At 46.7% G+C, this 22601-nt stretch carries 22 protein-coding genes; 16 read left to right on the forward strand and 6 right to left on the reverse strand.

Annotated elements, in window-relative coordinates; all coding sequences use genetic code 11:
* Positions 1-40 precede the first annotated feature (40 nt).
* The 6 genes from holA to C8R34_RS06230 all read left to right on the forward strand — a co-directional run bounded on the left by holA (position 41) and on the right by C8R34_RS06230 (position 4995).
* Positions 41-1075: a DNA polymerase III subunit delta gene (gene holA / locus C8R34_RS06205; RefSeq protein WP_110338895.1), complete on the forward strand. Its 1035-nt coding sequence runs from the start codon at positions 41-43 to the stop codon at positions 1073-1075.
* A 54-nt stretch (positions 1076-1129) separates the two neighbouring features.
* A complete protein-coding gene (locus C8R34_RS06210) occupies positions 1130-2134 on the forward strand; it encodes a cyanophycinase (protein ID WP_110338898.1) in 1005 nt (334 codons plus the stop codon).
* Positions 2135-2196: 62 nt separating this feature from the next.
* Positions 2197-3996 (forward strand): cytochrome C, encoded by a 1800-nt coding sequence (locus C8R34_RS06215; RefSeq protein WP_110338900.1) that lies wholly within the window; start codon positions 2197-2199, stop codon positions 3994-3996.
* A 120-nt stretch (positions 3997-4116) separates the two neighbouring features.
* Complete coding sequence (locus tag C8R34_RS06220; RefSeq protein ID WP_110338902.1) at positions 4117-4380, forward strand: hypothetical protein; 264 nt, start codon at positions 4117-4119, stop codon at positions 4378-4380.
* A gap of 13 nt (positions 4381-4393) precedes the next feature.
* Positions 4394-4636 carry a hypothetical protein gene (locus tag C8R34_RS06225; RefSeq protein WP_258364387.1) on the forward strand — a complete coding sequence of 81 codons (243 nt, stop codon included), beginning with the start codon at positions 4394-4396 and terminating at the stop codon, positions 4634-4636.
* Positions 4633-4995, forward strand: coding sequence for a hypothetical protein (locus C8R34_RS06230; protein ID WP_110338904.1), 363 nt, complete (start codon positions 4633-4635; stop codon positions 4993-4995). The genes C8R34_RS06225 and C8R34_RS06230 overlap by 4 nt, the downstream gene beginning before the upstream one ends.
* A gap of 239 nt (positions 4996-5234) precedes the next feature.
* Here C8R34_RS06230 and C8R34_RS16920 read toward each other — a convergent pair whose 3' ends face one another.
* The 3 genes from C8R34_RS16920 to C8R34_RS06240 form a co-directional block, all read right to left on the reverse strand.
* Entirely contained in the window at positions 5235-5360 is a 126-nt protein-coding gene (locus tag C8R34_RS16920) for a hypothetical protein (RefSeq protein ID WP_258364388.1), read from the reverse strand.
* A 210-nt stretch (positions 5361-5570) separates the two neighbouring features.
* Positions 5571-6440 carry a hypothetical protein gene (locus C8R34_RS06235; RefSeq protein ID WP_110338906.1) on the reverse strand — a complete coding sequence of 290 codons (870 nt, stop codon included), beginning with the start codon at positions 6438-6440 and terminating at the stop codon, positions 5571-5573.
* Between the two features lie 303 nt (positions 6441-6743).
* Positions 6744-7091 carry an HDOD domain-containing protein gene (locus C8R34_RS06240; RefSeq protein WP_110338908.1) on the reverse strand — a complete coding sequence of 116 codons (348 nt, stop codon included), beginning with the start codon at positions 7089-7091 and terminating at the stop codon, positions 6744-6746.
* Between the two features lie 317 nt (positions 7092-7408).
* On the opposite strand from C8R34_RS06240, the gene C8R34_RS06245 reads away from it, so the two are divergent.
* The 6 genes from C8R34_RS06245 to C8R34_RS06270 all read left to right on the forward strand — a co-directional run bounded on the left by C8R34_RS06245 (position 7409) and on the right by C8R34_RS06270 (position 14376).
* The gene (locus C8R34_RS06245) at positions 7409-8674 is read left to right on the forward strand and encodes a glutamate-5-semialdehyde dehydrogenase (protein ID WP_110338910.1); all 1266 of its coding nucleotides are present in this window, start codon (positions 7409-7411) and stop codon (positions 8672-8674) included.
* Positions 8675-8733: 59 nt separating this feature from the next.
* Positions 8734-10518 (forward strand): dihydrolipoyl dehydrogenase, encoded by a 1785-nt coding sequence (gene lpdA / locus C8R34_RS06250; protein WP_110338912.1) that lies wholly within the window; start codon positions 8734-8736, stop codon positions 10516-10518.
* Positions 10519-10563: 45 nt separating this feature from the next.
* Complete coding sequence (locus C8R34_RS06255; protein ID WP_110338914.1) at positions 10564-10971, forward strand: hypothetical protein; 408 nt, start codon at positions 10564-10566, stop codon at positions 10969-10971.
* Between the two features lie 102 nt (positions 10972-11073).
* Positions 11074-11838 carry a RimK/LysX family protein gene (locus C8R34_RS06260; protein WP_110338916.1) on the forward strand — a complete coding sequence of 255 codons (765 nt, stop codon included), beginning with the start codon at positions 11074-11076 and terminating at the stop codon, positions 11836-11838.
* Positions 11838-13388: an inactive transglutaminase family protein gene (locus C8R34_RS06265; RefSeq protein ID WP_110338918.1), complete on the forward strand. Its 1551-nt coding sequence runs from the start codon at positions 11838-11840 to the stop codon at positions 13386-13388. Before C8R34_RS06260 ends, C8R34_RS06265 begins: the two co-directional genes overlap by 1 nt.
* A complete protein-coding gene (locus C8R34_RS06270) occupies positions 13369-14376 on the forward strand; it encodes an alpha-L-glutamate ligase-like protein (RefSeq protein ID WP_110338920.1) in 1008 nt (335 codons plus the stop codon). Before C8R34_RS06265 ends, C8R34_RS06270 begins: the two co-directional genes overlap by 20 nt.
* A 177-nt stretch (positions 14377-14553) precedes the next feature.
* Here the strand turns inward: C8R34_RS06270 and C8R34_RS06275 are convergent, their stop codons facing one another.
* Complete coding sequence (locus C8R34_RS06275) at positions 14554-16218, reverse strand: diguanylate cyclase (RefSeq protein WP_110338922.1); 1665 nt, start codon at positions 16216-16218, stop codon at positions 14554-14556.
* Positions 16219-16634: 416 nt separating this feature from the next.
* Between C8R34_RS06275 and C8R34_RS06280 the strand changes: the two genes are divergently transcribed.
* Together C8R34_RS06280 and C8R34_RS06285 are read left to right on the forward strand one after the other, a co-directional pair.
* A complete protein-coding gene (locus C8R34_RS06280; RefSeq protein WP_110338924.1) occupies positions 16635-17522 on the forward strand; it encodes an alpha/beta hydrolase in 888 nt (295 codons plus the stop codon).
* 101 nt (positions 17523-17623) lie between these two features.
* On the forward strand, positions 17624-18067 hold the full coding sequence (locus tag C8R34_RS06285) for a universal stress protein (RefSeq protein ID WP_110338926.1): 444 nt from the start codon (positions 17624-17626) through the stop codon (positions 18065-18067).
* A gap of 6 nt (positions 18068-18073) precedes the next feature.
* On the opposite strand, the gene C8R34_RS06290 is transcribed toward C8R34_RS06285, so the two are convergent.
* Positions 18074-18877: an outer membrane protein assembly factor BamD gene (locus C8R34_RS06290; RefSeq protein WP_110338928.1), complete on the reverse strand. Its 804-nt coding sequence runs from the start codon at positions 18875-18877 to the stop codon at positions 18074-18076.
* On the opposite strand from C8R34_RS06290, the gene rluD reads away from it, so the two are divergent.
* Entirely contained in the window at positions 18876-19901 is a 1026-nt protein-coding gene (rluD, locus tag C8R34_RS06295) for a 23S rRNA pseudouridine(1911/1915/1917) synthase RluD (protein ID WP_110338930.1), read from the forward strand. The genes C8R34_RS06290 and rluD overlap by 2 nt on opposite strands.
* 106 nt (positions 19902-20007) lie before the next feature.
* On the opposite strand, the gene C8R34_RS06300 is transcribed toward rluD, so the two are convergent.
* Positions 20008-21369, reverse strand: coding sequence for a porin (locus C8R34_RS06300; RefSeq protein WP_110338932.1), 1362 nt, complete (start codon positions 21367-21369; stop codon positions 20008-20010).
* A 374-nt stretch (positions 21370-21743) separates the two neighbouring features.
* Here C8R34_RS06300 and C8R34_RS06305 point away from each other — a divergent pair, with 374 nt between their 5' ends.
* Positions 21744-22601, forward strand: a complete 858-nt coding sequence (locus tag C8R34_RS06305; protein WP_110338934.1) for a flagellar brake protein — start codon at positions 21744-21746, stop codon at positions 22599-22601.

Consider the following 22601-nt stretch of genomic DNA (forward strand, 5'->3'; position numbering starts at 1 on the left):
GCACTGGTCTGGCTATTTCCTCAAGAAATCACTCGTCAGCATGCGGATAAAACTCGAGCAACTTCCCCAGTACCTGCAAAAACAGACGGCTCCACTCTACACGTTATTGGGTAACGAACCGCTGCTGACTCTGGAAGCAGCGGATTTAATCCGCACGCATGCACGCCAACAAGGCTATACGGAACGTGAGTTGTTCACCGTTGATCAGCACTTCGACTGGTCGGATCTGCTCACTGTAGGCAATAATTTATCTTTGTTTGGTGATCGCAAAATCATCGATATCCGCATTCCTTCCGGCAAACCCGGCAAAGAAGGCAGCAAAACCATTGAAAGCTATTGCAATGCGTTACCGCCCGACACGCTTACGCTCATCACCCTGCCACGCATAGATAAGCAGGGGCAAGCAACCAAATGGTTCAAAACACTTGAAACCACCGGCACTCTCATTCCGGTCTATCCTATCGAGCGTAATCAATTGCCCGGCTGGATCGGTCAGCGCCTTGCTCAGCAGCAACAAAAAGCCGATTCCGCCACGCTGCAATTTCTCGCAGACCAAGTGGAAGGCAATCTGCTCGCCGCGCACCAGGAAATCCAAAAACTCGCACTGCTTTATCCCGCCGGCAACCTGACATTCGATCAAGTAAAGGACGTGGTGCTAAATGTAGCACGTTACGACATCTATCAATTATCAGACGCTATGATCACAGCCGACACCATTCGCTACACCCGTATCCTGAGCGGATTGCAAGGCGAAGGCACCGCTCCGCTATTGATCCTTGCCACACTGGCCGAGCAAATCCGCCAACTAATCGTCATTCGCAAAGGACTCAACAGTGGTCAACCACCCGCACAATTACTGCAAGCAGCCAGAATCTGGGGCGATCGGCAAAAATCCATCATAGCCGCAGCCAATCGCATCCATTCACCATCGCTGATGCAAGGATTATCACATGCTGCAAGAATAGACCGGATTATCAAAGGCGTCGATCAGGGCGACGCTTGGGGGGAGTTGTTGCAACTGGGTTTGCGCTTTACTATCCATGAAAATTGGCAATTCAGAAATAAAATACAATGAGATGGGAAAAATGGGGTACGCTTACTTTCGTAGTTTTATTAAAAAGGGCAACCGATGAAACGCTACTTGATTATTTTACTGCTGTTAACATTTTCCGTTCCTGGGTTTGCAGCCAAGCAACAAAAGCTTCCCTATGATTATTTCCGTGTCGGAAATACCAGCGATGTGAGTCATTTAACGCAGCCTGGTACGGTGTTGATGGGTGGCGGCACCGATGTGGACGAAGCTTTCACGTGGATGTGTACATTGAGTAACAACGGCGATTTTCTGGTAATCCGCGCAACCGGTACCGACGCCTATAATCCTTACATACGTCAACTCTGCCCCAACGGCAATTCGGTAGCGACACTCATCATTCCGACAAGAGAAGCAGCGAACCATGAATTCGTAATCAGCATGATTAATAAGGCAGAGGCAATCTGGATTGCCGGGGGCGATCAATCCGATTACATCAATTTCTGGAAAAATACGCCACTGCAAGCAGCACTCAACGAGCGCATTGTGCAAGGCGTTCCGATCGGAGGAACCAGCGCCGGCTTGGATGTACTGACGCAATTTATATACTCTGCGCTTGCCAACAAAGGCGTGACATCCGAGCAGGCGCTGGCTGATCCTTTCCACAAATACATTACGCTTGATCGCGATTTCGTCGTGAACTTGCCAGTGCTCGCAGGTGCCATTGGAGACGCACATATCGCCACCCGTGACCGCATGGGGCGCAACATCGCTTTCTTGTGCCGCATCTACGCCAATGGATGGTCCGATCAACCCCGTGGTATTTCAGTCGATGAAGCAGCAGCCTTACTTATTGATGCGTATGGGACTAGTACAATCGTGGGTACTGGCAACGCCTATTTTCTACAAGCACCCGGAGCACCGGAAGTTTGCGCAATGGGAAGTCCGCTCACGTATGAGAATATCGGTGTGTACCGCATTAATGCCGCGACCTCAGGAACCTTCGATCTCTGGTCATGGTTGGGTTCGGATGGTAGCGAATACCATGTCTCGGCAATTCAAGGCATACTGACTTCGGATCAGGCAAATCAATCACCGTATTAACAAACTCTCGAGAGCGCTACCGCATTGGAAATTGCAGGCTAAAACAACCGTAAGGAATATCTATGAAAATCTATATTGCTGCTTTGTTCACCGTCACTCTCATAGCCTGTCAATCCCATCCGCTGGAAGCACCACTACCACCGGCTTTTGTCAACCCAGTACCGGACAATTGGCCGGCAGCGCAACTCCAAAAATCCCAACAAAAAACTGACTATATTCAATCACACCAAACAGCTTATGACTGGTTTGCCAATTTTGCCTTCAGTGAAGTGGATGGCATCCCTTATATTGCGTTGAAACTATTGCCAAAGCTGGCGCCGGAACTGTGGGGCAGCGAGGAAAACTTCCTTGATGCTGTCGGTTTGTTTATCGATGAGCGGCAGAAATCATATCCGATCGCACGTGGTATCGGTTTTAGCGGTTTGTCCCGAGCTGAAACGAACAGCAGTATCGACTACGCTTCCTTTACCTGCGGTGCTTGTCACATCGGCCGCGTGCGGCTGGAAAACGGCACCATGGATTACCTGGATGGCGGCGTGAATACCACGTTCAACCTTGTACAATTTCGCGTCAAACTGTATCAAACCTTGCAAAAAGCTTATGCGAGTGAAGCCGGTGACAACAAATACAAGTTGTTGACGCAGAAATTACTCAGCGCTTTGGATGCAACCCATCAACAAAACCCCAATTACTTTTATAACAATTTCCAATTTGCCGGCAGAAGCTTTGGTGCTGATTACGAAGCCGCGCAAATCACATTGTTCAAGAAAAACGCCGAACAAACCATTAAACAATTCGCGCAACGCGCGGAAGCCGAATATGACGGTTTCGGCGCTTTGGTCGCAAAAAACTATCAAGGACTGGAATCCGCCATGATCGCCGGTTTTCCCGGTATGGCTGATGCCACCGGGTTGAGTGCCATCAACGGCTATATCGGTGCACGCAATATCCCTGTCGTTAAGTGGTTCGCCGGTATTATTTTGCCGCCAGAACCGGGCATCACTGATTTTATGTCGGTATGGGAGCAAGACAAGCGCCGCGCCAGTTGGGATGAGAAGCATCAAAGACTCATCAACGGCGGCGGTCAATGGAACGGCAATGTGCCGATGCCCATCTACCGCAACTTGATTGCCATGCTGACCTTAGGACTGGAAAAAACCGATGTGCGCGTGGCCGCCTTTGCCGAGGAATTGCTCGATGGCTTACCCGCTAGCCCTTATCCTTTCGCGGTCGATATCGCACTGGCGAAACAGGGGCAGACATTATTTGCCGAACATTGCGCCGATTGTCATCAACCCAAGAACGGTAAAGTGTACGACAATCTCGGTACCAGCATGAAACGCGCTTACGTAGTGGGTACACTGTTAAATTATGCCGCGCGCAAAGAGCTGTATGAAAATTGTTCGCCAGATACCACCATTCAACTGTACGGAAAAGACGTCAAACCCTGCGCTACATTTGACAGCGTTTCATTAACCGGCAAAAAAGACCTGCTCATGTCGCCCAACGCTGAACATCACGGCTACAACGCTCGTCCGTTAAGCGGCGTGTGGGCACAAGCACCGTATTTGCACAACGGTACCGTACCGACCGTTTATCACTTGTTAGTACCCAATGAACGCCCGGCCAGCTTCATCAAAAGCCGCCTGGATTACGACCAGAAATATCTCGGCTTTTCCTGGAATCCACAGCCAACTACCGAACAGAACGAAGGTTATTTGTTCCAGACCAACACGATTGCAGCTTTGAGCAATAAAGGTCACGACAAGGATATCGTGGCAGGTAAAAAAACTTACCGCCTTAACTGGTCCGATGACAGTCAGGGTGCGTTCGCAATTATTGAGTATTTGAAAACTTTATAATCATGTGCTGCTCGTGATAAATTTCCTTGCCGTCACAGGATCATGGATTGATTCCGTCATTCGATCACAATAAAAACACTGAACAATAGTACAAGCTCAGCCTAAGTTTAGAGAGCCAACATGGCAGAAACACTGACTCAACCTTACTTAATGTTCGACGGGCGCTACGAAGAAACGCTGGAATTTTATCGCACCGCACTCGGCGCGCAAATTGACATGATGATGCGCCACAAAGATAGCCCAGAACCACTGCCGCCAGGTATGCTCCGATCTTCCAACGATAGCCAGGTGCAGATGCCATTAGAAAAAATATTCTGGTCGCCGCGCTTCGGCATGCTCACCGACCGTTTTGGCATCAGCTGGATGATCAATGTCGTGGCTTAACCGGTTCGTATCCATGCGTAATATAAATTTCAGTGAGTCACATCGCATTACGACCATAGGAATCCTGTTGATTGTATCGGTAACAGGTCAGTCAGGCTGCTCAACCCAGCAACTCTACAATACCGGGCAATCGTGGCAGCGCAATGAATGTAACCGATTGATGGATCAGTTAGAACGTGAACGCTGCCTATCGAATACAAGCACTTCGTATGAGTCATACAAAAAGCAATCCACCTCCGGAAACGAGCAGAAATGACAGCCACCGTCAGCTTTGAAAGCATGAGCGATCAGCAAATTTGGGGCATCGCGAATCCCATCATGGATAATCTGATGGATGCTTCCACCCAGCTCGATCACGCACGGCATGTCCGGGATTTTACTGACCGAATGAAGGCCATTGTTACTCCGGCATATCTTCAGCGCGTCTGCCAGCAGTACCAATCCGAAAAAGGCTATTTCTCTCACCGTGTTCCTGTCGCTGTTTTCAAGCGTCCGAACTCAGTGGCCATGGTGTGGAAACAATCGTTCACAAAAGCGTCTGGGGAATTTGTTGCAGAAATGGTTCTGGTGCACCAGAACGGCAAATATTGGGTTGACCATGTGATGGTTTTCTGAATACCCATTTTAAGTCGAAATGCGTAAAACACGCATTACAGATCTAACAAAGCTTGTTACGACGAGGGTTAATTCTCAATGTGGAGGGGTAGTATGAAGCAGTAGTTGAACCCAATAATTGTCTACAGTCGATTGATCCTTTCTGCAGGTAAAGTTACTCTTGCTGGCCCTGCCATGGGAGCATTTTTTCAGAATCAAATATGCCTCCGAACCCATCGACCGTAGATCCTTCTCTAATATCAGCCAGCAAAGTGTGACGATATAATAATCAAACCCACCAACACGCCGAATATGACTATGATGTTGATACCCATATTTTTAAGTATTCCAGAATCATGTGTCTTGTCTGATGAACTCATATCCATGTTTTCTCCTTTATGATGTAACAGGAGAAATTGTGAACCCAATCGGTGTCATGTTCATTGATCTGGATCAACAAAATGCGAATTTCAGGTCTCAATGACGCTAGCGTGATCACACTTGGATCAAGCTTTTCAATTTACACCACAATGATTGAATTCACCGCCCGCGACCCTGGGCGCGCTTATCTGAAAACAAACATTCTATTATCGCAATTAATGATGTCTAGGGAACCCACTGCCATGACCTCTACCGCCATGGCCTTTACTGAGTAATATCACGGCAGCTATGATTCCAATGGTCACAGCACCTACGACAACGCCGGCTATGATGGTTTCCCAGTCAACGACTGTTTTATAGAGTTGGAAATCATCTCTCCAGCGAATGCGCTGCCAGATTTCGTCCGGAGTAACCGGATAAGAGCGGCCGATCACATCATGCGTAATGATAATTTCCCTATCTGCCCTGACGTTAATGGATTGCGTTGTATTTTCCCGCAACATAACCTTTATCACGCCACTGAGTACAGTGATTTCTGTTTGATGCTGCGAAACATTAAGATGAAGGATGGCGTCCTTGGCTTGTATCGTTGCATGCATGGTCTCAATCGTTTGCTGGCAATTCGATGTATCCGCGTAAGCATTACCAAAGTTAAATTCACTGACACGAATCAAGCATGTTGAATCGGATGCCTTGAACTCAATACGCGCACTGCTTTGAGGACCCGTGCTCACGAATGAATTATTCTTTACCTTTGAAGAAATTTTTACGGGAGAATCATTGAGTAAAGCACTTTTTCCCGATGTGTACATGGATCCGACAACTGCATTGTCAGTACCGGCGTTGTGATGAAAACGAAAACTTGTATTTTCATCTTGTTCCCAGAAACCGCCCCTTTGAGAAAAATTCCTATCCTGAATCGGCACTGTTTTACAACCATTCAGAAACAAAACTGTTAGAAGAAACGGTAGCAACCATAATTTATTGCCACATAAATTTAAAGAGAAAGATCCCCGCAATGGATATATTCCTGAACAAATACCCCTTATCTTGCAGAAGAATGGCTTGTTTTTTGTGGTATCCATTTTGCTTCTCCTCTCAATTGCCAATTCCGAATAGATTCCTGATGGGATCAATGTACACAGGTCTATATGAATCGGGACTGAATGAGATGGACAGTGATCAAGGCGTTATTCACTACGCTATCGCACTGAAAGTGAAATTCAAAAGAACTGGCCAGTCTATTAGGCTGATCTCAACATCCAACACCAGCTCTGGGATCAAACTACGAGGTTAGATGAATATTGTTTCTCGAAAGACGCAGCATGCTGCGTAACTCAAAACTTCCCGCCGTTTCGCACAAGTATGGTCACATATGCGGAATGCCTTTATGATTGAGCAACTCGCTCGCTTTTTGATTGTAACTTTGTCAGTTGTTGTGACACCATGGCTGCGGCTAAATTGCGCACTGTTTGCATGCCGATCAGCGTAACCGCTGCGCGCACATTGGTGACTTTCCTTCCTGAGCGATTAAACACAACGGAATTAGCTACTGCTACTACCTTTTTCGACAACAGCGGTTCGTCTTGAATCAGTAGAATCACGAAATCGAGATTGCAATCGGGATCGTCTAATCTCTCTTTGATATTGATTGCTGCCTTGATCGAAGTAGGAAAAACCAATCTCCCTTGCTCCACTTCGTCAGCCAGGACACTTAGCAGCGCACTCTTCTCCATAATATCCCCCTTCACTTGATTTAACCCAAATCGAGCTCACATCCACAGCTTCCAGGTTACGCTAATGGCATCGGCTATCATTTAAAAATCAAAGCAAGTAATAACAGCTATTTCTTGCCCTGCCCATCTTGTTTTTTTATGCAGCATCGTTGTACTAAAAAATCTCTCTTTGAGAAAATGTATACTGCGCGGAATCAAACCATAAAAAATCTTGTCATTCATCATACCTGCTGCTGCATGCAATAAAACTTCTTATCATGTACTATAATTCCAGCCTACTCTCAGATTAATATCGATTCTCAAATAAAACTCAGTCTATGGATATCACAGATATTAAAAGTTATATGCAATCCGTCGGCCAGGAAGCGCGTACGGCATCGCGTTTGGTTGCAAAAGCAGATACGGCAGCCAAGAACCATGCACTGACTGCGATGGCAAATGCTATCCGGCGCGATGAATTATTATTGTTAGCCGCCAACGCCAAAGATCTGGAGAATGCGCGTGCCAAAGGCTTGGAGGCTTCGATGATCGACCGTCTGACATTGTCGGCGAAAGGTATAGTGACGATGGTGGAAGGTTTGTTGCAGATCGCGGCACTAGCGGATCCGGTGGGCAAGATCAGTGGATTGAGTTATCGTCCATCCGGCATTCAGGTGGGAAAAATGCGCGTACCTTTGGGTGTCATTGGCATTATTTATGAAGCGCGCCCGAATGTGACGGCCGATGCCGCTGGTTTGTGCTTGAAAGCGGGTAATGCGGCCATTTTGCGCGGTGGCTCGGAAGCGATTCACAGTAATCAGGCGATTGCCGCGTGTGTGAAAGAGGGGTTGCGGCTGGCCGGATTGCCGGAAACAGCGGTACAGGTGATTGAAACCACCGATCGCGCGGCAGTCGGTGAATTGATCACAATGAAGGATTTCGTCGATGTGATTGTGCCCCGCGGCGGTAAGGGTCTGATTGAGCGCATCGCCAATGAAGCGCGCATTCCGGTGATTAAGCATCTGGACGGCGTATGCCATGTATACATTGACGACCAGGCGGATTTCGACAAGGCCGTCAAAATTGCCGACAACGCCAAAACTCAGCGTTACGGCACCTGTAACACAATGGAAACCTTGCTCATCCATGAAGGTATTGCTCAAAGGATTCTGCCCCCGCTTTGCAAGATTTATTTCGATAAAGGCGTTGAATTACGTGGAGATGCGGTAGCCCGTAGCATCATTCCGCAGATGCATGAAGCCACTGAACAGGATTGGTATGAAGAATATCTGGCCCCGGTTCTAAGCATTCGCATTGTTGATGGACTGGATCAGGCGATCGATCACATTACCCAATACGGCTCGCAACACACTGATGCGATTGTCACCGAAAACTACTCACGTGCCCGTCGTTTTCTTCGCGAAGTGGATTCTAGCTCAGTCATGGTCAATACCACCACCCGTTTTGCGGATGGATTTGAATATGGGCTGGGTGCTGAAATCGGCATTTCCACAGATAAAATCCATGCACGCGGCCCGGTCGGCCTGGAAGGATTGACCAGCCAGAAATTCATCGTGCTGGGCGATGGCCAATTAAGACAATAAGCTGCACATTTTATTGATATGAATGAGTGTTCGACACTTTATCCGCCGAGAAGGCTGCTATGACACAAGTAATTGAAATAACAATTCCCGATATCGGTGATTTCAAAGATGTTCCTGTCATCGAAGTACTGGTTGCTCCCGGCGATACCGTTGCAAAGGAAACTTCGCTCATCACGCTGGAAACTGACAAAGCTTCGATAGAGGTACCTTCGCCACAAGCCGGGGTAATCAAAGCAATCAAAGTCAAAGTGGGTGATAAGGTCTCCGAGGGCTCAGTCGTTCTGACTTTGGCACTGACCGAACAATCTGCAGCGCCGGCAAGCACTGAGATAACGACTGGAGCCGATGAGAAAACAACGACCGCAACGACCGCCGTTCCACCATCAACGCCAGCGCCAGCGCCAGCGCCAACACCATCGCAATCCGCTGCTCCAGGCGATATTCACGCCGATGTGGTGGTGCTCGGCGCGGGACCCGGAGGATATACCGCGGCTTTCCGTGCCGCTGATCTGGGTAAAAAAGTGATCTTAATCGAGCGCTATGCCACGCTTGGCGGTGTATGTCTGAATGTTGGCTGTATTCCATCCAAGGCACTATTGCATGCGGCCAAAGTCATCACGGAAGCGGACGAGGTTGAAGCACAAGGCATCGTTTTCGGCAAACCGCAGGTCGATATCGACAAGCTGCGCACCTGGAAGGAATCCGTGATCAGCAAGCTGACCAAGGGACTAAAGGCGCTGGCCAAACAGCGCAAAGTGGAAGTTATTCACGGTACCGGAAAATTTCTCACGCCGCATCTGATTCAGGTGGAAACAGCCACGGGGGCCAAAACGATCTCCTTTGACAACTGCATCATCGCAGCCGGCTCCAGTGTCACCCGCATTCCCGGTTTTCCGTATGATGATCCGCGTTTGATCGACTCCACCGGAGCACTTGAACTGCAGGATGTGCCGCAGCATATGCTGATTATCGGCGGCGGCATTATCGGCCTGGAAATGGCGACGGTTTACTCGGCACTGGGCAGCAAAATCAGCGTGGTGGAATGGATGAATCAGTTGATCCCCGGCGCTGACGCGGATCTGGTCAAACCATTACATCGTCGCATCAAGAAACGCTACCAAGCGATTTATCTAAAAACCAAGGTGACTCGAATTAAAGCCGGAAAATCCGGACTTACCGTGACGTTTGAGGGCGATAATGCGCCGCAACCGCAGACTTACGATCGCATTTTGATGGCCGTTGGGCGTCGCCCGAATGGACACACGATCGGAGCCGAGGAAATCGGTATCCAAGTCAACGAACGCGGTTTTATTTCGGTAGATCAGCAGATGCGCACCAACTTATCGCATATTTTTGCGATCGGCGATATCGTGGGTGAACCAATGTTGGCGCATAAAGCCACGTATGAAGGCAAATTGGCCGCCGAGGTTATTGCCGGGCACAAAGCCATTTTCGATGCACGCACCATTCCTTCAGTCGCTTACACCGACCCTGAAATCGCCTGGATGGGATTAACCGAGAAAGAAGCGATCAAGCAAGGCATCGATTTTGAGAAAGCCAGCTTCCCTTGGGCTGCCAGCGGCCGAGCGATATCCATGACACGTGAAGAAGGCATGACACAATTGCTGCTGGATAAAAATACCCGTCGTATACTGGGCGCCGGCATAGTGGGTATAAACGCTGGTGAGCTGATAGCCGAAACGGTACTGGCACTGGAGATGGGTGCGGATATGGAAGATATCAGTCTAACTATCCACCCGCATCCGACGTTATCGGAAACGGTTTTATTTGCTGCCGAAATGGCCGAAGGAACTATTACCGATCTTTTTCTACCCAAGAAATAACTTATCCATTTCAGATAGAACAATGACTCATTTTTGACAGAACCCATGACAACCTTCCAAAAAACCTATTTGCTCGCATTCATATGGTTAATAGCTTCAGTCGGCTTCATCAGTGATGCGTTGGCAACACATATTTCACAGCCTATTGTTGAAAATCCTAAAACACACTATCCCGTTGGGGAAGCCATCGTGCTGCAGGGATGGGTCGAATACAATGCCCAGCCGGCCCCCGATGTTCTGCTCAATTTTAAACTGACCCGCCCGGATGGAACCGTCGCTGTTGATCAGTTTTACTCGAGTGATGCCAATGGCCGTTTTGACTTCAAGTTTGATACCCAACATGAAAAACCAGGTAGCTATCAAGCCACCATTACGTCGCATTGCTTGGAAATTCATCGGTACGCCTGCACTTACAAAAATCAAACACTACCCATACACCTAAATAATCCCTAGCATGACTATGAATGCATGGGATTGTTGAACAACTTGCAATCACTGAGTCACGCAAACCGTATCCATGTAACATTGCAGTGATATCACAACAATAAAACCAACATGAGAATTGCTCATTCATCGTTTACTAAAATTTGCCGCAACTATCCGATCATCACATTTGCGCTGCTTATGCTGTCGGCATGCAATCCGCAGGCAGACAATTTGTCCGAACGTGAAGCGCGTATCAATGCCAGGGAATCCGAACTGGTTACCTTGTTTGCCGAACTGGTTGAGCAAAGAAAATCCTTGGAAAAGCATGCATCTGATAAATTCCCCGGGACGCAAGAGAATTCAAATGCAGACAAACGCAATGCCTGTTCATGTGACGCTGGCAGTACTAGCACACCTAAGCAAGGGGGAACGTCCGCAAAAACGAATACCAAAACACTATTAGGTGGAGTAGAGTCTGTATACCTTGACCCGCCTGGCCTGGAATTCAGTGCACGCATTGATACCGGAGCGCAAACCTCATCGTTGAATGCTCTGGATGTTGTTGAATTTGAACGCGATGGCAAACCATTCGTGAGATTTAGTATGATTCACCCGGAAACGAAGGAAAAAATCGAATTGACTCGGCGCTTACGCCGCTATGTTCGTGTCAAAGAACTTGGCAACAAGGAATCGAAACGGCGGCCGGTCGTGCGCATGCGAGTTGTACTTGCTGATCTTGATGAGCAAATAAATTTCACGCTGGAAAATCGCAGTCGATTCAAGCATCAAGTGCTGATAGGCCGCAACTTGCTACAAGATCTCGCCACCGTGGATGTGAGTAAAAAATATACAACCGTCAAAACTGATCATTCGGAAACAGCCGGTAAAAAATAATGCATGCAAAACTTAGATTCTATTTTCTAGTCATCCTGATCATGGGACTTGGAATAGGTTTAATTTTATACAAGCACTTCGCGTTGGGATTTCCATTATTGCCGGATGACAAAAAGCCGGTCTGGACCATCGAAGCCAAGATTGATTTTGTCGCAAAGGGTGAACCTGTTACTGTCTCTTTTGCGCTACCTCCACAAACTCCCAATATCGTTCTCATCGAAGAAGATTTTGCGTCGCCTGATTATGGATTCAGTGAATTACCATCCCAGACAGGACGCCGTGCGCAGTGGAGTAAACGCTCCGCAACCGGTCCACAGACAGCCTATTATCGCGCGCGTATTTATGAAACAGACACGATCACTCCTTCACCATCCGCCGCAGATCTTCCGGCAGAACCGGAAAAACCTGAATTTGACGAAGTTCTAAAAACTGCCGCAACAGCATTGCTTGATCAAGTCCGCAGCAAATCATCCAATACTGAGATATTTACGCGTGAATTGATCACGACATTGAATTCCAGCGCACCCAGTCAGAGTCAAAGCCTGTTGCTCAGTGAGCAGTCCAGCGAAGACTACAAAACCCATTTGATTATCAATTTACTGGCATTGGAAGGGATCAGCGCACGCATTGTTCGCGGCTTGTACCTGGAAGATGGTCGACGCAGACAGTCGTTGACCAATTTTGTGGAAGTCTATCTGGGCGGTCAATGGCGCTTATTTAACCAAAACTCCGGAGTGAGCGGGAAACCCGACGACTTCCTGTTGTGGCAGCGTGGCGACCAATCGTTACTGGATGTGGTCGGCGGTAAAAAATCGCAGATATCGTTCTCCATCATCAAGAATTTCCAGTCGACAAGAAATCTGGTAGTGCGCGACAGTATGAACAAACAGGCCGGTATCATCGATTTTTCTATCTACAGTCTTCCGATTGAGCAGCAGAGTGCTTTCAAAATGATTTTGTTATTACCGATCGGTGCATTGATTGTGGTCATCATGCGCCTGCTGGTCGGCCTACGAACTTCCGGTACGTTCATGCCCATTCTGATTGCCTTAGCACTGATACAAACCACTTTGTTAACCGGCATCGTCATTTTTCTGACTGTCGTTGGAACAGGGTTATTGATTCGATCTTACTTATCACGCCTCAACTTACTATTTGTCGCGCGTATTTCAGCCGTGATCATTGTGGTAATTGCGATCATGGCAGGTATTAGCATCATCAGTAACAAACTGGGACTCGATCAAGCAATGACGGTGACTTTCTTCCCCATGATCATTCTGTCATGGACCATTGAGCGCATGTCGGTGCTGTGGGAAGAAGACGGTCCCAGAGAGGTTTTTATCCAGGGCGGCGGTAGCCTGTTGACGGCGATAATCGCCTATTTGTTCATGACCAATCGGACGATTGAGTACTTGTCGTTTAATTTCCCTGAATTGATGTTGGTTAATCTAGCGTTCATTCTGATCCTCGGACAATATACCGGTTACCGGTTATCCGAGCTGTATCGTTTCCACTCTCTGGAAAGACGCAATGTTTCTGACAAGCGCTAAGAAACTCAGAAGCCTAGGCATCATCGGGATGAATCAAAGAAACTTTGGTTTAATCTCTCGCTATAACCCGCGCCATTTATACCCACTCGTCGATGACAAACTAAAAACCAAAATACTGGCACAACAGGCCGGGATCACGGTACCCAAACTGCTCGGTACGGTGCAATATCAGCATGATGTCAAGCTGCTGAAAGAAATACTTCACCCGTATGACCAGTTTGTCATAAAACCGGTCAAGGGCAGTGGCGGCAAAGGCATTTTGGTGATTACCGAACATGATCACAATCTCTACTTCAAACCCAGCGGCGATGCCATACAACTGGCAGATATCGAGCGGCATGTTTCCAATATCTTAAGCGGCCTCCACAGTTTGGGCGGCAAGCCCGACACCGTTATGATTGAGTCGCTGATACAGCTGGATCCAGTTTTCTCCAACTATAGTTATGAAGGCATTCCCGATATCCGCATTATCGTTTTTCGTGGCTACCCCATCATGGCAATGTTGCGACTTACAACGCATGCTTCCGATGGCAAAGCCAATTTGCATCAAGGCGCGGTAGGTGTCGGCATCGATATCGGAACAGGCAGCGCGTTACATGCTGTACAGTACGGTGAAACGGTTCTGCACCACCCGGATACGCGAAAAACTTTCTCGGAATTAGTCATTCCGCATTGGGATAAATTATTACAATTAGCTGCTGCCTGCTATGAGATGACCGGTCTGGGATATTTGGGCGCGGATTTGGTGTTGGACAGAGATCAAGGTCCAATGATCATTGAGCTCAATGCGCGCCCCGGACTCTCCATTCAAGTGGCCAATTACGCCGGCCTGGCACCGCGGGTTGCCGTCATAGAAGCACTCAAAACTGTAGATCTGGATCCCCAAATACGCGCAGCATTCAGCAAAAAACAATTCTCGGTCGATTTTTCAACAAATAACCATACGCCTCGCGAGCAGCATACGCGCTCCGGTGATGCCGGTCCTTAGGCAGGTTTAAAAACTATCTGCGTTGCCGCTATGGGTGTCAAAAACAGGCCAGAAGCACTCATTGATCGCACATAAACTGCGCATATTCGCCCATTTTTGCTTTGCATCGACTATCTCGGAAACGTTTTGAGCGACCTGTTAAAACTTCCGTACCCACTGTCCGCTCAAAGGCCTCATCTAATCACCTGAATTAACCACTACTTTATTGCGTCCCCTCTGTTTGGCTTGATACAGTGCTTTATCAGCAGCTTCACTGAGGCTGGCGGCATCCGAGAAATGTGCAAGATCCGCGATACCGCAACTGAAATTGACATAAAACTCTTCATCATGACTCAGGTGTAGCAAACGTGAGAAAACTGTGCGTATCTCATCAATGACTTTTGCCGCAGAGGTTGCGTCAGTATCGTTCATGATGACAGCAAACTCTTCCCCGCCATAACGTCCGACAATGTCCGTTTCCCGCAAACGTTGTTTGAGCAGCCGCGCCAAGCTCTTAAGCACACGATCACCTGCGGCATGGCCATAGGTGTCGTTGACTTTCTTAAAGAAATCGATATCCACCATGGCGAGCGATAACGGTGTACTCAGCCGGCTGGAACGCACCACTTCACGTGCCAGTTCTTCTTTTATCGCAGTATGATTCAACAAGCCGGTCAAACCGTCATGAATCACCAGAGAACGTAAAGCACGCGCTCGCGTCACACGCGATGTAATGGCTGAAACCAAGTGCGCAGGATCAATCGGTTTAACCAGAAAATCGTCGCCACGCAAATTCATCGCCTCAGGCTGCGTATTAAAATCGTTTTCAGTAGAAAGATAAACGATCGGAGTACTCAGAAAACCATCCGTTTGGCGAACGACTTTGGCCAATTCAATTCCGTTGCATTCGGGCATATACAAATCCATCAGAATGAGATCAGGATTAAAGTCGCTCAATACTTCCAACAACTGCATCGGCTCTGAGATTGCCTTCACGGTCATTTCAGCCTGTTCCAATATCGCCGTATGGTAAGCCAGCACCATTGGACTATCATCGACAATCAATACACGAAATGGCTCTTGAATTTGCGACGCGGTAATCAAGTCAAGTTGATCGATCAGTTCCGTAGAATTAATAGGTTTTGTGAAGTAGGCAACACTACCGGCACGCACCGCCCCCAGTCGAAAAGCCATCTCATCGTGAACCGAAATAAAAATCACCCGCGCCGGACAAATCAAGTCTTGCTGAATTTCCTCCATGATCTGAATACCACCCATTTCATCTTCAGGAAACTCAACATCCATGAGGATGATCGCATGAGGTTTATGCTCAACAGCGGCGCGGAATTTATCTAAATGATTGAATACCTCGACTTCATAACCGTAGTAGCGCAACTGCAGCGCAAGCTCCTGCGCCGCCTCGGCATCATCTTCCACCACAAATATCAGATTAGATGCGTGAGGATTTTGCAGAAGCGCATGTTCATCGCCCCCTCCCGCAATCGTATTTTTTGACGATGCAGCAGCTTGCTCAGCGGAGATCCGCTTTAGCTCAAGCACTTGCTGAGAAATTCTGGCAGATTGCAACGTATCTATAGCAGCTTCTCTGTGCATCAGGCTCTTGAGAGCTTGTTCCAATGCACGAGCCTCAATACTCAGTTGCGGGTAGCCAAACGTTTTACCATTACCGACCAAATTGTGCACAGAGCGATGCAGTTCCTGTAGTACCTTACTGTCCCATTCTTTTTGCAATTTATTCCATAAGGCTTCAATTTCAGTGATTCTGTCCGGTAGCTCTTGTGCAAATGAAGCCAGCAACAAACGCATTCTTTCCCGAAATTCTTTGTGCTCTTTAATATGCATAATAGTGTGCCCGATTCTGTGCAATCTCAGCGGTTAGTCGCACGAGATCGAAGTTTTGTGATAAGCCCGCCGTCATTCCAAAATTATGCATGACGCAATTTCATTTGGTTGTACAGTAGCAGCCATAGCGAAAATATGAATACGGTTGTATGCTTCTCCCAACCTATTTTCTTTCGCATATAGCCATTGTATAAAAAAAATAGCCACTCAATCTGATAATTTAAGACTTAAAAATCGATTATTTAACCGATTTGCTGATGAAATTTTCCATTATGGCCTGTAACGTTGGAACTATGGCACAAAAATTATCACGACAGTGCCTGTTAATTACGCATTTGCTATATATTTTATTGCCGTCAGCTATTTTGTAAGTAGCTGTTTTCCATTCCATCGCTTCCTCAGATCGGATAGAAACTATGTTGCATAAGATAACTGTTCAGATTCTGACTCTGATCATTGTCATCACGCTTGGCATCTTTGCAATCGGTGCGTTGTTGACCGGACCGGCGCCCAGCGCAGTCGGTACACTGTCAGCAGATTTTCCAGTGAAATCCATACAAATTCCTGGTACAAACGGGTCTGTCGTACACGGCTGGTTATCTTATGGAAAACCTGGCGGCAGTGTCGTGCTATTGGTGCATTCAATGCGTAGCAATCGACTGGAGATGCTGAGTCGGGCCAGATTCCTGAGAAATCAAGGTTACAACGTGCTGTCCATTGATCTGCATGCACATGGCGAAACTACTGGAGAAAGAATCACTTTTGGCTTGCAGGAATCCGAAAGTGTAACAACATCGGTAGCTTTTCTTCGCAACACCTTTCCGCATGAGCGAATCGGTGCCATCGGTGTCTCATTGGGTGCCGCAGCCATTGTGCTTGCCAAACAGGGTTTAAAACTGGATGCGGTTATTCTTGAATCCTTGCACCCGACCATCGAAGAAGCTGTCGATAATCGCTTAAAATTACACTTCGGCAGCTATGGATCTGTGCTTTTACCCGTCATGCTGTCGCAATTATCCTTTTATTTAGATACTTCCATGGATAAATTGAGTCCAATCAATCGAATCAATGACTTGAATTCTCCGATATTGTTCATTTCCGGCACAGACGATGCTCATACAACGCAATCAGAAACCGAACGTCTCTATGCTGCCGCTCGAACACCCAAAGAATTATGGATTGTTCCCGGCGCCCGGCATTTCAATATGCATTCGTATGCCGGTAAAGAATATGAACAACGTATTACCGCCTTCTTATCTGATTATCTACGCCGCATTGACGACAAATCACAACCCATTGACTAAGCCAATCATCACCGACAGTACGATGATGCAAATATGATAAAGTTTGGCTTTATCGTAGAACTCATATTCGTTTTCGCCGATTTACCATCAAGGAATTCACCATGAATCACTATCAGAACATTCTACTCGCCATCGATTTCTCCGATTATGGTCACTATGTTGCGCAGAGAGCAAAACAGCTGGTCGATCAATTCAGCGCACATCTTCACATCATCCACGTGCTAGATAATATTCCTATGCCTGACACGCCGTATGGCTTGGTCATCCCACTGGATGAAGATTCATCCTACGATTTATTGGAAGCGGAAAAAAACAAATTAAAACAGATCAGTGATCAATTGGATATTGCACCAACACGCCGCTGGATGGTTTGGGGTGAACCACAACAGGAAATTACCCAGCTTGCGACACAACAGCATATCGATCTCATCGTCGTGGGTTCACACGGACGCCATGGACTTGCTGTGTTGATGGGCTCAACCGCCAAGGGAGTTTTGTATCACGCTGATTGTGACGTGCTAGCTATCCACTTAAAAGAACATTAGGAAATGTTACCGCCAAAATTCCCACCATGTTTTGGCACCGACTTCCGGTAATTCCGCAAGGAAATGACTGTTTGGAAAGTTAATTCGCATGACACGTTCCGCATCATCGCGCAGATCATACATCTCCAGCTCTTCATAAGCCTTAATCATGATATACAGCGCTTCTTCGGTCGCGGGTGTACGAGGATATTCTGCGATCGCATTCTGAGCCCGATTGGCTGCAGCAACATACGCCTTGCGTTTCATATAATAGCGTGCGGTATGAATCTCGCTCATGGCAACCGCATTGATCAAGTAGGCCATCCGCTGCCTGGCATCCGCTGCATACTTGCTATCCGGAAAGCGCGTCGCTAATTCCTTAAAGTTTTCGAATGATTCGCGCGATGCTTTTGAATCACGCTCGCTCATATCTTGCTTGAATGGGCCCTTCAGCAAGAATCCCATCATTCCCCAATTATCATTAAAACTTGATAATCCCTTGATATAGTATGCGTAATCTACATTGACATGATTGGGGTGTAATTTGATAAACCGGTCTGCTGCGATAATTGCTGAAGCCGGCTCTTCATTTTTATAATGTGCGTAAGCCGTCTCAAGTTGTGCTTGTTGCGTTATGCGACCATAAGGATAACGCGCTTCTAATGACTCATACAGCTTGACAGCTGCCGCATAATTGCCATCATTCAATTTTTCTTTCGCTTCAGAATAAAATTTATTGGCAGACCAATCCTGCTGATCCTCTGTACGATCCGGCAACAAGTTGCAGGCTGATAGCCATAACACCAGAATTAAAGCTAAACTACGTAACATGACAGATTCCGTAAAAAACAAGAGTACAACTGCTGATTATAGCGTAAAGCCACCGTCCCAAGTGTGTAACGAGCCGGCGCAAACCGATATCGATTTAACAGTTCCTTCTGATTATGCAGGCCTGCGCCTTGATCAAGCTTTAGCAAAACTCTTACCTCATTGGTCACGCAGCCGACTGCAGTCCTGGATTGCTGAAAACCGAGTTACGGTGGATAGCCGGATCGCTACTGTGAAGCAAAAAGTATGGGGCAATGAGCATGTCCGGATTTTCCCCCAGGACACTGTCGCTGAATCTGTGTACACAGCTGAAAATATCCATCTAAACATTATCCACGAAGACGAATCGCTGATTGTTGTCAATAAGCCTGCTGGCTTAGTCACTCATCCCGGCAATGGCAATTGGCAAGGCACTCTGCTCAATGCATTACTGCACCATGCACCGCAATTAGAGAACGTACCGCGTGCCGGTATCGTCCACCGGTTGGATAAGGACACCAGTGGTTTGTTGGTTGTTGCAAAAACCATAGAGGCACAAACAAACCTGGTGCGCCAATTGCAACAACACACCGTTAAGCGTGATTATCTCGCATTAGTTTTAGGAGAAGTCGAACAAAGTGGCAGTGTCGATGCGCCGATAGGCCGACATCCCATTCATCGTACGAAAATGGCTGTTACTACAAATGGTAAATCTGCGCGTACACACTATCGAGTTATCGAGATTCTTGAAGGTTGTACGCTGTTACAATGTAGTCTTGAAACAGGTCGTACACATCAAATACGTGTACATATGAGCGCTATCGGACATCCCTTAGCAGGCGATCCTGTCTATAGCGGCAAACCCAGGAATACCAGGCAGGTCATTGGAGAGCTATTAATTAATTTTCCTAGGCAAGCATTACATGCGCAAAGGCTTGCGCTGACTCACCCGCACACCGAACAAATCCAGACATGGGAAACCAGCGTACCCGATGATATGGAAAATTTACTGCAGAAACTGAGATACCACAGCAAAGAAGAACCATAAGGCTCTCTGGTAGCCTGATTTATATACTCTTAAAAATAAAAATGCGCCCGCAGGCGCATTTTTATCTTCATATTTCATAAACAAATTCATATATCAAATACTAAACTCAGAACGGAAGGATAGCATCCAGCGAGAACAGAACCTGATCCTTATTGCCGCCAAACGGCCGATAAGCGGCGACATCAATCGCATCCGCTCTATCATAACGAATATTGGGACGAATATTCAGCTGTTTCAATCCCTTCCAACCAAGGTTTAATGTTCTGGCCGCTTTCCAGTTTGCGCCAATAGTAACTGCATAATAATCTGCAGGCGTACTGGTGGCAAGCGCTGTTGCACCACCCAGCGCATAACTGCTGCCAAGGTGATTTGTGGCTGCACTTACCCTACCTGGTGAGAAAACACGGAAACCATCCCGATCACGAAACCACTCGGCACGCACACCGATCGATAAAGCCGGTGTCAGATCATAATACGCATGCGAATTAATACCATACCATGTCGCATTCGTTAATCCTCTCGATGTCAAAACGCCATCCGCAAAACCATGATCATGTTGCAAAATAAAATGCGTCTTATCTGTAAACATATGTTTAAGAACGATGCTATACATACCCCAGAAATTATTACTACGTGTAGAAGTTGTACTACCAGTACCACTGATGTTCAGCGAGCTTTTCTTATCATCACTGGTCCAGGTAATACCGCCGATCCCTCCCCAATTTCCCATTTGCCGATCAAAATTACCATCCCATCCCCCCGTTCCACTACCACCGATTGCACCAGCCATAGCGACAAAGTTCTTATTAATCGTATAATTACTTAACACACCAGTATGGGTAAAAGGCTCACCGTATTGCATAGTATATGCATGGGTATAGAAGAAATTGTTGGGTGCCGGTACTGATTCAAAACCAATCGGGGTATAAAAATGCCCCACTTTGATATTCAAACCATTGCCAACCGGCGCATAGATCTCTGCAAAAGCCTGCGGAACTGCGATGCCATAGGTACGGCTGGAGTTACAGCATATTCCAAGATCCCAGTTACCTCGATCAGACAAGGCTCTGCCGTTGTTGGGATCAAATGCTGGATTACCATAAGCTTGGGTAAAAATAGCATCGGTACCGAACATAAAATCACCACGAAAACCGAAATCCCAGCCTTTACCTTCCGTTTTAACCGCGCGCTCTATAAAAAAGTTCAATTGATTCATTTGAACTCTATTTGCCTGATCTGCAAACGTGACCGGGCCATTAAAGCCATCGGTCTGGCTTGGATTAAAAGTCGCACCACCATGAATCCACCCGCCTGCTCTAATGCCACTTTCTTTCAATATCTTTGCAAAGTTACTGCCAGCATTCATCACGGTGTTTGCAAGAACATTGGATGCACTCATGCCGATCAGTAGCAACCCACCTGTCACAGCATGCATCATCTGGTTCTTAGATAATGATTTATATTCCATTACTCCCCCTAATAAAATTACAAAAAAGATACCAATACTAAAGGTCACAAAAACCCTAGTTCTTATATGGATAGACTCTAACATTGAATCACCGCAAGGGTCAACGCAAACAGTTGTTCAATAATCCAAAAATAGTGCAAGTGTTGCGATTCGAGTCAGTCAAGGCGCACCGGAATACTGCAAGCAACGCTAGAAATTCTTACAGTCACTGAACCGGAAGAAGTATCGATATAGTTTGTTAAAGTTTTGAATCATCCGTACCGTTTAAAAAGCACTATGACTTAATACATAATATATTGATATGCAATAGAATTAATTAGAAGCCTATTCCCCGTTACACAGCTTATTACATTTCTTACGCAAAATAGTTAATCATGAATTTGATACAAATACAGAAATCAGATTTGATAGTCGGCCAATCATTACCATGGGACTTATTTGACCAAGAACACAGACCGATACTCAAACGTGGACATGTCATTAAAACGACTGATGAATTAAATAAGCTGGAAGAGTCTCCGCTGTTCCGCAAAGAATCGGCAGCGAAACAAGCTCACTCCGGTAAAATCGGACTCAACTTTGAGAGCATGCAACTCAAAGTTGGCCATAAGCTACAACTTAAATTATCTTCTCCGGCAAAAGAAATATCCGGTGAAACAAACAATAGCTTTTACAGAACAACTCTTATCGGTTATGTACAAGACATCACATTAATCGTCAGTATGCCCGCATCAAATGAATCCTTTCTAGAAGGGGACCAGATTCTAGTACGTTTGTTTAGTGGAAAATGTGTATACAGTTTCACAGCTTATGTCGATAAGATCATTAAAATACCATTCAAATATCTCCATTTGTCATTTCCTAAATACATACTAGGTCAGACTATTCGAAAATCCCGGCGAGTTAAGTGCAATATTCCAGCTTCAGTTGCTGACAATCCCATACCACTAACCATCACCGACATCAGTGCTACGGGTGCAGAAATTAAGGCCACCTCCCTCTTAGGAGAACCGGGTACAACTATCATGCTATCCTTTGCCATTCAGATTTTGGACAAAGAGGTACCGCTATCCATAAAAAGTACCATCAGATCTGTTAAACAGATCAACGAAAATGGCCAGGAAACATCATGTTTCGGCATTGAATTCAACGAATTAGAATCGAGCCAAACTTTCTCCCTGCGAAGCTTTATCTATCAGGAAATAGTCGAGAATCCGTATCATGCGATTTAA

Source organism: Nitrosomonas sp. Nm84 (genome assembly GCF_003201565.1).
Lineage (GTDB): Bacteria > Pseudomonadota > Gammaproteobacteria > Burkholderiales > Nitrosomonadaceae > Nitrosomonas.

What these genes read in the sequence shown, in the direction of transcription:
- C8R34_RS06265 (WP_110338918.1), top strand. Translation starts at nt 11,838, where the DNA reads ATGCATGCAAAACTTAGATTCTATTTTCTAGTCATCCTGATCATGGGA.
- holA (WP_110338895.1), top strand. Translation starts at nt 41, where the DNA reads ATGCGGATAAAACTCGAGCAACTTCCCCAGTACCTGCAAAAACAGACG.
- C8R34_RS06220 (WP_110338902.1), top strand. Translation starts at nt 4,117, where the DNA reads ATGGCAGAAACACTGACTCAACCTTACTTAATGTTCGACGGGCGCTAC.
- C8R34_RS06305 (WP_110338934.1), top strand. Translation starts at nt 21,744, where the DNA reads ATGAATTTGATACAAATACAGAAATCAGATTTGATAGTCGGCCAATCA.
- rluD (WP_110338930.1), top strand. Translation starts at nt 18,876, where the DNA reads ATGACAGATTCCGTAAAAAACAAGAGTACAACTGCTGATTATAGCGTA.
- C8R34_RS06280 (WP_110338924.1), top strand. Translation starts at nt 16,635, where the DNA reads ATGTTGCATAAGATAACTGTTCAGATTCTGACTCTGATCATTGTCATC.
- C8R34_RS06225 (WP_258364387.1), top strand. Translation starts at nt 4,394, where the DNA reads ATGCGTAATATAAATTTCAGTGAGTCACATCGCATTACGACCATAGGA.
- C8R34_RS16920 (WP_258364388.1), bottom strand. Translation starts at nt 5,360, where the DNA reads ATGGATATGAGTTCATCAGACAAGACACATGATTCTGGAATACTTAAA.
- C8R34_RS06235 (WP_110338906.1), bottom strand. Translation starts at nt 6,440, where the DNA reads ATGGATACCACAAAAAACAAGCCATTCTTCTGCAAGATAAGGGGTATT.
- C8R34_RS06240 (WP_110338908.1), bottom strand. Translation starts at nt 7,091, where the DNA reads ATGGAGAAGAGTGCGCTGCTAAGTGTCCTGGCTGACGAAGTGGAGCAA.
- C8R34_RS06255 (WP_110338914.1), top strand. Translation starts at nt 10,564, where the DNA reads ATGACAACCTTCCAAAAAACCTATTTGCTCGCATTCATATGGTTAATA.
- C8R34_RS06245 (WP_110338910.1), top strand. Translation starts at nt 7,409, where the DNA reads ATGGATATCACAGATATTAAAAGTTATATGCAATCCGTCGGCCAGGAA.
- C8R34_RS06285 (WP_110338926.1), top strand. Translation starts at nt 17,624, where the DNA reads ATGAATCACTATCAGAACATTCTACTCGCCATCGATTTCTCCGATTAT.
- C8R34_RS06275 (WP_110338922.1), bottom strand. Translation starts at nt 16,218, where the DNA reads ATGCATATTAAAGAGCACAAAGAATTTCGGGAAAGAATGCGTTTGTTG.
- C8R34_RS06270 (WP_110338920.1), top strand. Translation starts at nt 13,369, where the DNA reads ATGTTTCTGACAAGCGCTAAGAAACTCAGAAGCCTAGGCATCATCGGG.
- C8R34_RS06215 (WP_110338900.1), top strand. Translation starts at nt 2,197, where the DNA reads ATGAAAATCTATATTGCTGCTTTGTTCACCGTCACTCTCATAGCCTGT.
- lpdA (WP_110338912.1), top strand. Translation starts at nt 8,734, where the DNA reads ATGACACAAGTAATTGAAATAACAATTCCCGATATCGGTGATTTCAAA.
- C8R34_RS06300 (WP_110338932.1), bottom strand. Translation starts at nt 21,369, where the DNA reads ATGGAATATAAATCATTATCTAAGAACCAGATGATGCATGCTGTGACA.
- C8R34_RS06230 (WP_110338904.1), top strand. Translation starts at nt 4,633, where the DNA reads ATGACAGCCACCGTCAGCTTTGAAAGCATGAGCGATCAGCAAATTTGG.
- C8R34_RS06210 (WP_110338898.1), top strand. Translation starts at nt 1,130, where the DNA reads ATGAAACGCTACTTGATTATTTTACTGCTGTTAACATTTTCCGTTCCT.
- C8R34_RS06290 (WP_110338928.1), bottom strand. Translation starts at nt 18,877, where the DNA reads ATGTTACGTAGTTTAGCTTTAATTCTGGTGTTATGGCTATCAGCCTGC.
- C8R34_RS06260 (WP_110338916.1), top strand. Translation starts at nt 11,074, where the DNA reads ATGAGAATTGCTCATTCATCGTTTACTAAAATTTGCCGCAACTATCCG.